Below are 10,729 nucleotides of genomic sequence, written 5' to 3'. Positions count from 1 at the left end.
CGGCATGAACGACCGCACCTGGTTCGACCGCGCCGGCAACCACCATTCCGACCAGATGACGGTGGTCGAGCGCTGGACCCCGACCGGGCCGATGACGATGCGCTATGAGGCGACGATCACCGACCCGAACACCTTCACCCGGCCCTGGAAGATGAGCTTCAATCTCTACAAGCGTCAGGGCGAAGACGCGCGTTTGAACCAGTTCAAGTGCGTGGAGTTCGTCGAAGAGCTAATGTACGGCGATCTGCGCAAGACGCCGTTGAAGTAGGCCGGAAACCGCGTTGGAGGCGATGACCATGACCAAGACCAAGCTGATGATCGCCGGCGCCGTGGCCGCCGTGCTGGGCGCCGCCGCCGCGGGCGGCGCGGCCTGGGCCCACCACGCCTTCGCCGCCGAGTTCGATGGCAAGGCGCCGGTGCTGCTGCGGGGCAAGGTGACGCGGGTGGAGTGGATCAACCCGCACGCCTGGGTGCATCTGGCCAACGTCAACAAGGACGGCACCACCACCGCCTGGATGGTCGAGGGCGGTACGCCGAACACGCTTCTGCGCTCGGGCATCGACCGCAACTCGCTGAAGCCCGGCACCGAGATCATCGTCCGCGGCTACCAGTCCAAGGACAAGCTCTGCCGCCCGGCCTGCAAGGCCAACGGCCGTGACGTGACCTTCCCGGATGGCAGGAAGCTGTTCATGGGCTCGTCCGGCACCGGCGCGCCGAGGGACGGCGCGGACGCCAGCGAGAGATAAGGCGAAGCTCGTCCCGGCCGGGTGCGCCGGCCGCTTCTGCGGCGGCGGGTCCGAAGCCGGGTGCGAAGCCGGCTAGCGGCCGTCCCGGTCATGATGGATCACCTTGACGGGATGGAGACGGCCCCGACATCAAAGGGGCGCGCACGTTTCATCCCAGTCGGCTTGATTCAAGCGGACTGGGACGTGCCCTAGCGGTTCTGGATCGCCAGCAGATCGTCCCACATGTCCTGAGAGAAGCGGATGACCGACAGGTTGGCCGTGAAAGCCTGCTTTGCCTGCGTCATGTCGACCATGGCGCCGACCGTGTCGCCGTCGGGCGCGCCGACGATCTCCTGGGCGGCGTCCTCAAAGCGACGGGTGGCGGCCATCAGGCCGTAGCGGGCGATGCTGATCGGGTCCATGTAACCCACAATGCTCGCGCCGGCGTTAAGCGCGCTCTGACAGTCGTGGTTAGCGGGACCTTGAGTGCGAGAGGAGGGGGAGCCGTGAAGCAGGTCGAGACACGCCATGGCCCGATGTGGGTGCTGGAGGGCGACGCCTATGTGGGCCGTTCGCTGGAGCTCTATGGCGAATGCAGCGAACGCGAGGTGGAACTGCTGGGTCAGATCCTGAAGCCCGGCGCGGTGGTGGTCGAGGCGGGGGCCAATATCGGTGCGCACACGGTGCCCCTGGCGCGAGCGTGCGCGCCGGGCCGGCTGTATGCCTTCGAGCCGCAGCAGCCGGTGTTCCAGGCGCTCTGCGCCAATCTGGTGGCCAACGGGATCACCAATGTCACGGCCCTGCCGGAGGCCTGCGGTGAGGCGGAGGGGCGGGTGCGGATGCCGGCCATCGACTACGGCGCGCCGCAAAACTTCGGCTCGGTGGCGGTGCTGGACGCGGACAGTCCGATGCCGGGCCACGAGGTGCGGCTCACGACCATCGACGGGCTGAACCTGGCCGCCTGCCGGCTGATCAAGATCGACGTGGAAGGCTCGGAGCCGCGCGCCTTGCGCGGCGCGGCCGAGACCATCCGGCGCTGCCGGCCGGTGCTCTATGTGGAGAACCTGGTGGCCGAGCAGCAGCAGGAGGTGATCTCGCTGATCGACGGGTTCGGTTATCGCCAGTGGTGGCACGCGCCGCCGCTCTACGCCCCCGACAACTGGGCCGGGCGGTCGGAGAACGTCTTCGAGGGCATCGTCTCGGCCAACATCCTGGCGATTCACCGCGATACGCCGGGCGGGCCGCCGGCCCCGGCGATCGACCCGGATAACTGGAAGTCGCCCGTCCCGCCGATCCCGCGGGCCTCGCTGGCGCCGCGGGTGCGGGGCTGAGCTCTAGCCCAGGCCCGAATAGACGATCTTCTGGAACATGGCGCCGCCGATCCGGCCGGTGGGCCGCTGGCCCTGCATGGCGGTGACGGCCTCGGGGCCCAGCGGCATGGAGTCCTGGATCAGGTACATCAGGATCATGTCGTTGGTCGGGTCGGCCTGCCACCAGGTGCCGAAGGCGCCCGGCCAGCCGTAGGAACCCGCGGCGCCCGCGCCCATCCACTGGTGCTTCTCGGCGTCGAGGATCATCGAGAGCCCGAGCCCGAAGCCCTGGCTCATCCAGAACGGCATGCCCATGAAGGTGTGGCCGCGCTGGACGTCGGTGAGCCGGTTGGCGGACATCAGGTCGACGGTCTCGGGCTTGGCCAGCCGCACGCCGTCCACCTCGCCGCGACCCATGAGCATTCGCGCGAAGGCGAGGTAGTCGTCAGCCGTGGAGATCAGGCCGCCGCCGCCGCCCTCGAAGGCGGGGGCCGTGTCGTCCATCGGCAGCGAGACGTCCTTGAGGGACGCGCCGTCCTCGGCGGGCGCCTGATAGAGCCGGGCCAGGCGGTCGCGCGAGCCCGGCGGCAGCCAAAAGGCGGTGTCGGACATGCCGAGGGGATCAAAGATCCGCGCCTTCAGCACCTCGCCCAGCGGCCGGCCCTCGATGCGGGCGGCGAGGAAGCCCAGAACGTCGGTGGCGTGGCTGTAATGGAACCGCTCACCCGGCTGGTAGGTGAGCGGCAGTTCGCCCAGTTTCTTCAGCCAGGCGTCGGGGGCCAGCGGATTGACCAGCGGCGAGCCCAGCGCGGCCTCGTGCGCATGGGCGATCGGGCCCATCGAGGTGAAGCCGTAGGCGAGACCCGCGCGGTGGGTGAAGAGATCCTCCACCGTGATGTCGCGCGCGGCCGGGACCGTGTCGTCGAGCGGGCCGTTCGGCGCCTTCAGCACCTTCATGTCGGCGAGTTCCGGCAGCCACCGGGTGACCGGGTCGGACAGCTTGAGCTTGCCTTCCTCCATGAGCATGAGCACCGCCAGGGAGGTGACCGGCTTGGTCATGGAGGCGATGCGAAATTGGGTGTCGCGAGTCATGGCCGCATTCGAGGCGATGTCGCGCCGGCCGATGGCCTCGCTGTGCACCACCTCGCCCTTGCGCCAGACCAGGGTGAGGATGCCGGAGAGCAGGTTCTGGTCGACCAGACCCTGCAGCGCCGGGCGCACCTGAGCGAGGGCGGCGGGATTGATTTCGCCTGAGGTCTGAGCGGCGTCCACGGGGCGTCTCCTTTGATCTGCGGGCTGCATCACCACAGGGCGCCGCGAGGTCCGTCAAGGGCATCCACGACGCGGGCGGCGGCGTATCGGCCGGGCGCGTTGCACGCGCGCCGGAACGATCCTAAGCCGAGGTCAGATGCACGATCCCCTCCCCACACGGCGGCTGGCGCTGGCCGGTCTCGGCGCCAGCCTGGCCGCGGCCTGCACGCCGCTCGGCCTGTTCGCGACCCTGACGCCCCGGGATGGCGGCGTGATCGCCTGGCGGGGCGAGGCCTATGGCGATGATCCGCGCCAGCGGCTGGACGTCTATGCGCGGCGCGGAACCGAGGGCGCGCCGGTCTGCGTGTTCTTCTACGGCGGGTCATGGAACTCCGGGCGGCGTCAAGACTACGGCTGGGTCGGTCAAGCGCTGGCGGCGCGGGGCTTTGTGGCGGTGGTGGCCGACTACCGGCTGCATCCGCAGGTGCGGTTCCCGGGCTTCCTGGAGGACGGCGCGCTGGCGGTGCGCTGGCTGACCGAGAACGCCCAGCGGTACGGCGGCGATCCGGGCCGGATTACGCTCAGCGGCCACTCGGCGGGCGGTTACAACGCGGTGATGCTGGGGCTGGACCCGAGCTATCTCAACGCGGTCGGCGTGAAGCCGGAGGTGGTCAGGGCGGTGGCGGGCCTGGCGGGTCCCTACGACTTCCTGCCGCTGGATGACCCGACCACGATCAAGGTGTTCGGCAAGGCGCCCGACCTGCCCGGAACCCAGCCCGGAACCTTCGCCCGGGCCGATTCGACGCCGGCCTTCCTGGCCACGGGCCTCAGCGACAACGTGGTCTGGCCGCGCAACACCCAGCGGCTGGCCGCGCGGCTGCGCGCGGCGGGCGCGGTGGTGGAGGAGCGGGGGTACGCCGGTCTCGACCACGCGGCCATCCTGCTGGCGCTCTCGCGGCCGCTGCGCGGCCGGGCGCCTGTGCTGGACGAGATGGCCGGCTTCCTGATGAAGCATGCGGCATCGTCAGCAGACTGAGGCTCCCGCGTGGGCTAGGGTGCATGCCATGGACACGCGGTTTCATCCTCTGCTCCTCGGCCTGGTCCTGAGCGTCGCGGCCTGCGCGCCGGGCGCGCCGCCGGGCGTGGACAAGGCCCGGCTGGACGACGCCGTTTCCCGCGCCATCGGCGATCCGGCCTCCTGCCTGCTGATCAGCAAGGCCGGCGGCGGCGGCACGCTCTATCGCTACAACTCCGCCACCGCCTGCGGCCGCGCCCTGCCGGCCTGCGACGGGCCGGGTCAGCGGACGGTCACCGACCTGCTGAAGGCCACAGCCGCCGACGGCAAGGCGCGATCCCTCTCGTGCGACACTCTGCCCGACGGGTCCCGCGGCGTGGGCTGGGCGTCCGGCCCGATCGAAGGGACCGACCTCGTCTACGCCGCGATGATGGAGGGCGACCGCGCCTTCCCGGGCCTGATGATGGCGGATCGGCTGAAGGGCGCCTTCCGGCGGGCGGGGGTTTCTCCCGCCGCTAACGCACCAGCTCAAACGACGCGTTGACGTCGATGCGGACGCTGAGCTCGCCGCCGGAGATGGGGGAGGCTTTCTCGGCCATGTCGCTGCGCATGGCCATGGCCACCATCGGCACGGGCGGCTGGGGCGCATAGCCGCCGCCTTCCGAGAGGGTGATCAGACGCGCCACGCGGTAGCCGGTGGCCCGGGCGTAGAGATCGGCCTTGGCCAGCAGCGCCTTGACCGCCGCCTCGCGCGCCGCCGTCTCGGCCGCGGCCGGGCCGGAGAGGCCGAAGCTGATGCCGTTCACCTGGTTGGCGCCGGCGTTGACGCTGGCGTCGACCGCCGCGCCCAGCTTCTTGAGGTCGCGCACCACGATCGTCACCTGGTTGGACACCTGATAGCCGATCAGCAGCGGGGCCTGGTTCTCCACATAGCGGTACTGCGGATTGACGCTGAGGTTCGAGGTCTGGATGTCCTTGGCCGGGATCCCGGCCCTGGCGAAGGTGGCCATCACGGCGTTCATACGCGCGGCGTTGGCGGTGAGCGCCTCGGCGGCGGTCTTGGCCTCGGTCATCACGCCCAGCGAGATCGACGCCATATCGGGCGCCACCCGCGTCTCGCCGAAAGCCGAGAGGTTGAGCGTGGTGGCCTTGAACATGGTCTCGGCGGTCGACCGGGGCGCCGCTTCGGGCGCGGCCGACTGAGCCAGGGCGGCCGGCGCGGCGAGGGCCAGGGCCAGGGCGAGAGGGGCGGCGGCGGTCATCAGGGTCTTCATGGTCACTTTCTCTGCGTCCTCGGGGTCCCAAAGCGGGCGGCGCGTGCATCCCTCGCAGGGCCTACATGAACCTAGGCTTTAAGCGGCGTTCCGCCCATGGTAACGCGCCCGCTCTCCAAGCGCTGCAGGGGCCTGTAGCTCAATGGTTAGAGCCGGCCGCTCATAACGGTCTGGTTGCAGGTTCGAGTCCTGCCGGGCCCACCAGCCTTTGAGAGCGTTCCGGGATCCTCGGATGTCAGCTTTTTCGATGATGCTCTGGCTGATCCTCTCGATCGAGGCGGCCCCCCCTAGCTCCGGTTCCGGCGCAGGCGGATGACGCGGTAGAGGTAGAGGAGCACGACGCCGCCGATGATGATCAGGGTGGCCGGGTCCATCCATTGTTCCACGCGGTGATACTCGGCGGCGAGGATGTAGCCCGCTCCGGCCAGGCCCGCCGTCCACAGGGCGGTTCCCAGGGTCGTCCAGAGGAGGAAGCTCGGCCACGGCATGCGGACGATCCCGGCGGGCACCGAGATGAAGGTCCGCACGGTCGGGATGAGGCGGCCGGTGAAGACGGCGACGGGGCCATAGCGTTCGAACAACCGCAGCGCCTGATCGAGATCCTTGGGTTCGAGAGTCAGGAGATGCCCGCGTCGACCGATCCAGTCGCGCAGCTTGTCCCGCTGCACCCAACGGCCGACCACCTTCCAGGCGCTGGCCCCGAGGACCGCCCCGAAGGTTCCGGCCAGGACCACGCCGGCGAAGCTGAGGTGGCCCTGGGCGGCGGCGAAGCCGGCGAGCGGCATGATCACCTCGGAGGGAATCGGCGGGACGATGTTTTCCGCGAACATCAGGAAGGCGACCGCCAGGAGCCCGCCCGCCGCCACCGCCGCCACAACCCACTCGAACATGCCGACCCTTGATGCGCCCTTGGACGCTCTAAACGTTTGAATTCGAGGCTTTTCGCCCGGTTCTGTTGATTCCGTCTGAACGGGAAAGGTTCCAGGTGGGTTGGCGGCGCCGCATGACAAGGCCCTCGCGGCGTCTTCAGGCCATCGGATCGACCGATCCCGAAACCCCGGATGCCGACAATCTCGGGCACTGAAAAGCATTGTCCGGATCGCCGGATGGCGGTGAAGCTGGCCGCGGGTCGCAAGGTGACGACGGGTTTCAAGGCGAAGGCGGGGCGAGGACAGCTGCATGACGGACGTTGATGGGGGTCGCTACCGGATCCTGGGCGGGCCCGGCTCACCCTATTCGTTGAAGCTGCGCGCCGCGCTGCGATGCCGGCGCATCGCGCACGACTGGGTCGTCCCGCCCGGCTATCTGGGGGAGGGCGGCGAGCTCAAGGCGGCCGACAAGGGCATGATCCCGGTGATGCAGGTTCCCGACGGGCGATACTGGGCCGACACCACGCCGATGATCCTGGCGCTTGAAGCGCGGCATCCGGGGGCGCGAAGCCTGCTGCCGGACGATCCGGGCGACCGGTTCCTGGCCCTGCTGATCGAGGATTTCGCCGACGAGTGGCTGGTGCAGCCGATGTTCGATTTCCGCTGGGGCGCCGAGGCGGATCAGGACTTCTGCGCGCGCCGCCAGATGGCCGGATGGCTGGGGGCGATGCCCCGGGTGCAGTTCGACGCGATCATCGAACGTTTCCGCACGCGCCAGACCGGCGTGCTGGCCCGGCTGGGCGACCGCGAGGTGAACCGGCCCCTGCTGCGGTCGACCTATGGCGAGGTGCTGGCCGCCATCGAGGCGCAGCTGGAAGTCAGCCGCTTCCTGTTCGGCGGACGACCCTCGATCGGCGACATCGGCCTGTTCGGGCAGCTGTCGCAGTGCGCGATCGACCCGAGCGCCTCGGCGATCATGCGGCGCGACGCGGTGCGGACGTTCCAGTGGGTGCAGGATCTGGACGACGCGTCCGGGATCGAGGGCGCGTGGCGCGATCCGGCCACGCCGGACGGGCCGGGCGTGACGCGGCTGCTGGACCTGATCGGCGAGGTGTTCCTGCCGTACATGGTCGCCAACGCCGCCGCAGTGCGGGACGGGGCGCCGAAGGTGTCGGTCGCGTTGCGCGGACAGCCGTTCGTGGCGCGCACGGCGCCCTATCGCGCGAACTGCCTGGGGTGGCTGAAACTGGCCCTGGCCGACGCCCTGGCGGCGGGCGCCGGCGGGCTGGAAGCGAGGCTGCGACGGCACGGCTGCTGGGAGGGGCTGCAGCTGGGGCCGGGGGAGCGGGAGACGATCCCGCCGCTGTCGCCCGAGTCGACCGGCCGGCGATCCGACCTCCACTGACCGGACCGAACCGGCGCGGTCGGCGGACTCTTCAGGACATCAAGCGCCGCGGCTTCGCCCGCGTCTGATCCGCCCACACCGCCTCGGCCAGGGCGCGACACGACGTCCCGGGACAATCCCCCGCGGGCTTAAAGGCGGCTTAAGGGGCGGCGCGCGATGGTGACGGCGACGTCTTGAAGCAGGGACCCTTCAGAAGAAGGGACTGTCCGATAACCAGCCATCCCGCCAGCGCCAGTTTCCGTGACGCCCAACCGGTGGCGCCGCCGACCCAAGTGCGCTGGCGGCCGGGCGTGGCGTTCCTCCTGGCGACCGCGCCGCCGAAGGTGAACGTGAGCGCCTGGTTCGCCCTGGCCGTGGCCGTGCCGCTGCTGATGCTGTCGCTGGCGGCGGGGATGACCCAGGTGGGCGCGCCGCGCGCCGCGGCCTTCGTTGTGACGCTGCTGCTGGCGCCGGCCGTGGTGCTGGCCATACGCGCCCTGGAAGTCGGCCGTCACGAGCCGACCGCGGAGGAAGCGCGCGACCATGATCTGGCCCGCGCCTTCTGCCTGACCACCGGGCAGGCCGTGGGCTTCCTCTGCGTGGTGATCCTGGGCGCGCCGTTCAGCCATGAATCCGTGGCGGTGGGGCTCGCCATGGCCGGCGCGCCTCTGATGATGGCTGTGGTGCGGGATGTGTGGGGGCGCGTGTTCCGGCCGATTGAGGTGCGCGACTCGCCGCCGATGAAGGAGAGGCCCAGCCGCAACTGGACCCTCGAATGGACCGAGAGCCAGCGCCAGACTCCCGAGAGCGAGGGCCATATCATCACCGCGCAGATCGCTGAGGTGGTCCGGCAAATCGCCGGGCCGGACGCCCCCGTGAAGTTGAGCGTGTCGCCGGTGGCGCCGGACGAGGCCTGGATGCGAGCCAATGCGCGCCGCCCGATCCCCGTCCGTCAGAACGGCAGTGGCTTGGCGTCGGGTTCGACCCAGCTGCGTGGCGCTGCCGGGTCCAAGAGCCTGGCGCAGGTCTAGAGCGCTTTTCGCTGAAACGGACGCTGCTCTATCCCGACGCCCGACGGCCAGTTCATTCCAGGGGACGGGGCAATGAGCAGGCCCGCTACTTCGCCCGCGTCTGATCGGCCCAAACCGCCTCGGCCAGGGCCAGGGCGCCGGCGCGGTCGGCGGGAAGGATGAAGCCAGCCTTGATGGCGCTATCGAGTGCGGCGGTGAAGCGGACCCTGTAGTCGGCGCCGCCGCCGGGATAGAGGCGGGCCAGGGTCGCGGCGTCATAGGGCTCGGTGGAGCCGGCCAGGAAGCCCAGCGGGCCGCCGGAGTTGCCGAGGCCCGAGTGGCGGGCGGTGGGGACATCGACCCACGGCGATCGGATCCCGCCCTTGGCGTTGCCCTCGGCGTCGAGGACCAGCGTAGCGGGCTTGCCCTCGGCGGCGGGCGTGACCTCGAGCTGGGGCGCCTTGGGCGGGGCGCGGCCCGTGCGCACCCAGCGATCGAGGTGGGAGAGCGCGCTCATGGCGATGTAGTGATGCTGCGGCCCGGCGTTCATCGGCTTGATCAGCATCCCCAGCAGGGTGGCCCGGGTGGGGCGCCAGGCGGCGACCTTGGTCGCCATGGGCGTCTCGTCGGTGTCGATCGCGCTGACCATCAGGGCGTAGTTGTCGACGTGGGCCGTTCCGGCCATCTCCCAGGTGCGCAGGCGGCGGCTGTCGGGCTGGCGGGCGGCCAGGAAGCCGCCGCCGCCGCTGCCAATCAGGTCGGTCTCGGCGATCAGGGTGAGGACGGGGACGCGCAGATCGTCGCGCAGGCGCGTGCCGATGGGGGCTCGCGGTCCGCCCGGGGGGCCGCCGGGACCGGCGGCGGCGGTGGGCGGCGGCGGGGAGAGCAGCGCGGCGCCGCCGGAGCGGGAGTGGATCAGGAAGCCGTCAAAGACTTTGGCCAGCGGGTCGACGGCGTTGACGTAGGTGGTCAGGTAAGAGGCCGACTGGCTCTCGCCCATGGCCAGGACGCGGGCGGCCTTGAGCCCGCCCAGCACCTGGCCGGAGTCCACCACGCGGCCGACCTGGGTGAACATGTCGAAGCTATAGGCGTCGCCGGGATGGCTGAGCGCGCCATAGCGGGTCGGGTTGGCGGATTTCAGCGCGCCGCTGGAACCGAAGCGGGAGCCGCCCTCGACGCCGACCCGCTGGGCCGAGACGCCGACATAGGCGTAGCCGCCGCGCATCAGCTCGCGGTGCAGGTAGGACCAGTCCGGCGCTGCATCGAGGCCGGCGGTGACGTTGAGCCACTCGACCGCCACCGTCCCGTTGAAGCGCTTGGGGTCGGCGGGGCGGACCACGACGATGCGGGTGGCGTAGGGCGCGGTCTCGGCGGGGAGCGCCCGCCAGCGGCCGTCGACCGTGGGCTCTCCGGCGAGGCGGTAGGATTGGGCGGTTCCGGCGAGGAAGAACTCCTCGACGACATACCCCTTGGCCTTGAGGTCGAAGGCGCCGAGGCGCAGGGCCGGCGCGCCGGGGACGGCCGTGACCTTTGGGAGATCGGCGGCGTGGGCCGCAGGGGCCGCAGTGGCGGCGGCGAAGGTCAGGGCGGTGAAGTTCCGCCGGTTCATCTGGATCCTGCCCATCGCGCGCGCCCTCTCGTTGTCGGGAGAGGCATAGCGCGGGCTCATCGGCGACGCACGCCCCTACCTATCGACCGTCATCCCCCCGCCTGTCCGGGGGATGACGGAGGGTAGGGGGATTGCGGGTCAGTACAGCCGCGTCATCGGGCCGCCGTCGAGGGGGAGGGCGACGCCGTTGATGAAGCTGGACTTGTCGGAGAGCAGGTACTCGATAGCGTCGGCGACTTCCTGGCTTTCGCCCAGGCGGTTCATGGCGCTGTGGCGGGCGAG

At 70.4% G+C, this 10,729-nt stretch carries 12 protein-coding genes, 1 tRNA gene and 1 pseudogene; 8 read left to right on the top strand and 6 right to left on the bottom strand.

All coding sequences use genetic code 11. The features are described from left to right. Positions 1 to 268, top strand: a pseudogene (locus ACIQ3R_RS10260) (hypothetical protein); the annotation flags it as partial. Between the two features lie 28 nt (positions 269 to 296). Continuing rightward, entirely contained in the window at positions 297 to 746 is a 450-nt protein-coding gene (locus tag ACIQ3R_RS10255) for a DUF6152 family protein (protein WP_397418066.1), read from the top strand. A 188-nt stretch (positions 747 to 934) separates the two neighbouring features. Here the strand turns inward: ACIQ3R_RS10255 and ACIQ3R_RS10250 are convergent, their stop codons facing one another. Continuing rightward, positions 935 to 1,147 (bottom strand): flagellar basal body rod C-terminal domain-containing protein, encoded by a 213-nt coding sequence (locus tag ACIQ3R_RS10250; protein WP_397418063.1) that lies wholly within the window; start codon positions 1,145 to 1,147, stop codon positions 935 to 937. A gap of 84 nt (positions 1,148 to 1,231) precedes the next feature. Between ACIQ3R_RS10250 and ACIQ3R_RS10245 the strand changes: the two genes are divergently transcribed. Then, on the top strand, positions 1,232 to 2,056 hold the full coding sequence (locus ACIQ3R_RS10245; RefSeq protein ID WP_397418060.1) for an FkbM family methyltransferase: 825 nt from the start codon (positions 1,232 to 1,234) through the stop codon (positions 2,054 to 2,056). A 3-nt stretch (positions 2,057 to 2,059) separates the two neighbouring features. Here ACIQ3R_RS10245 and ACIQ3R_RS10240 read toward each other — a convergent pair whose 3' ends face one another. Then, entirely contained in the window at positions 2,060 to 3,307 is a 1,248-nt protein-coding gene (locus ACIQ3R_RS10240) for a serine hydrolase domain-containing protein (protein ID WP_397418057.1), read from the bottom strand. Between the two features lie 136 nt (positions 3,308 to 3,443). Between ACIQ3R_RS10240 and ACIQ3R_RS10235 the strand changes: the two genes are divergently transcribed. Both ACIQ3R_RS10235 and ACIQ3R_RS10230 read left to right on the top strand, forming a co-directional pair. Continuing rightward, positions 3,444 to 4,322: an alpha/beta hydrolase gene (locus ACIQ3R_RS10235; protein WP_397418054.1), complete on the top strand. Its 879-nt coding sequence runs from the start codon at positions 3,444 to 3,446 to the stop codon at positions 4,320 to 4,322. A gap of 28 nt (positions 4,323 to 4,350) precedes the next feature. Next, a complete protein-coding gene (locus ACIQ3R_RS10230) occupies positions 4,351 to 4,845 on the top strand; it encodes a hypothetical protein (protein WP_397418051.1) in 495 nt (164 codons plus the stop codon). On the opposite strand, the gene ACIQ3R_RS10225 is transcribed toward ACIQ3R_RS10230, so the two are convergent. Continuing rightward, complete coding sequence (locus tag ACIQ3R_RS10225) at positions 4,817 to 5,575, bottom strand: SIMPL domain-containing protein (RefSeq protein WP_397418048.1); 759 nt, start codon at positions 5,573 to 5,575, stop codon at positions 4,817 to 4,819. The genes ACIQ3R_RS10230 and ACIQ3R_RS10225 overlap by 29 nt on opposite strands. A gap of 128 nt (positions 5,576 to 5,703) precedes the next feature. Between ACIQ3R_RS10225 and ACIQ3R_RS10220 the strand changes: the two genes are divergently transcribed. Next, positions 5,704 to 5,779: transfer RNA gene (locus tag ACIQ3R_RS10220), tRNA-Ile, on the top strand. Between the two features lie 83 nt (positions 5,780 to 5,862). Here the strand turns inward: ACIQ3R_RS10220 and ACIQ3R_RS10215 are convergent. Then, positions 5,863 to 6,465 carry a DedA family protein gene (locus tag ACIQ3R_RS10215; protein WP_397418045.1) on the bottom strand — a complete coding sequence of 201 codons (603 nt, stop codon included), beginning with the start codon at positions 6,463 to 6,465 and terminating at the stop codon, positions 5,863 to 5,865. Positions 6,466 to 6,754: 289 nt separating this feature from the next. Between ACIQ3R_RS10215 and ACIQ3R_RS10210 the strand changes: the two genes are divergently transcribed. After that, on the top strand, positions 6,755 to 7,849 hold the full coding sequence (locus tag ACIQ3R_RS10210; RefSeq protein WP_397418042.1) for a glutathione S-transferase family protein: 1,095 nt from the start codon (positions 6,755 to 6,757) through the stop codon (positions 7,847 to 7,849). A gap of 254 nt (positions 7,850 to 8,103) precedes the next feature. Beyond that, complete coding sequence (locus ACIQ3R_RS10205) at positions 8,104 to 8,859, top strand: hypothetical protein (RefSeq protein WP_397418040.1); 756 nt, start codon at positions 8,104 to 8,106, stop codon at positions 8,857 to 8,859. An 85-nt stretch (positions 8,860 to 8,944) separates the two neighbouring features. On the opposite strand, the gene ACIQ3R_RS10200 is transcribed toward ACIQ3R_RS10205, so the two are convergent. Both ACIQ3R_RS10200 and ACIQ3R_RS10195 read right to left on the bottom strand, forming a co-directional pair. After that, on the bottom strand, positions 8,945 to 10,462 hold the full coding sequence (locus ACIQ3R_RS10200; protein WP_397418038.1) for an alpha/beta hydrolase domain-containing protein: 1,518 nt from the start codon (positions 10,460 to 10,462) through the stop codon (positions 8,945 to 8,947). Between the two features lie 123 nt (positions 10,463 to 10,585). Beyond that, the gene (locus ACIQ3R_RS10195; protein WP_397418069.1) at positions 10,586 to 10,711 is read right to left on the bottom strand and encodes an SDR family oxidoreductase; all 126 of its coding nucleotides are present in this window, start codon (positions 10,709 to 10,711) and stop codon (positions 10,586 to 10,588) included. Between the last annotated feature and the right edge of the window lie 18 nt (positions 10,712 to 10,729).

It is taken from the genome of Phenylobacterium sp., assembly GCF_044371015.1.
Taxonomy (GTDB): domain Bacteria; phylum Pseudomonadota; class Alphaproteobacteria; order Caulobacterales; family Caulobacteraceae; genus Phenylobacterium.
This window is presented reverse-complemented; position numbering and strand designations above follow the sequence as displayed.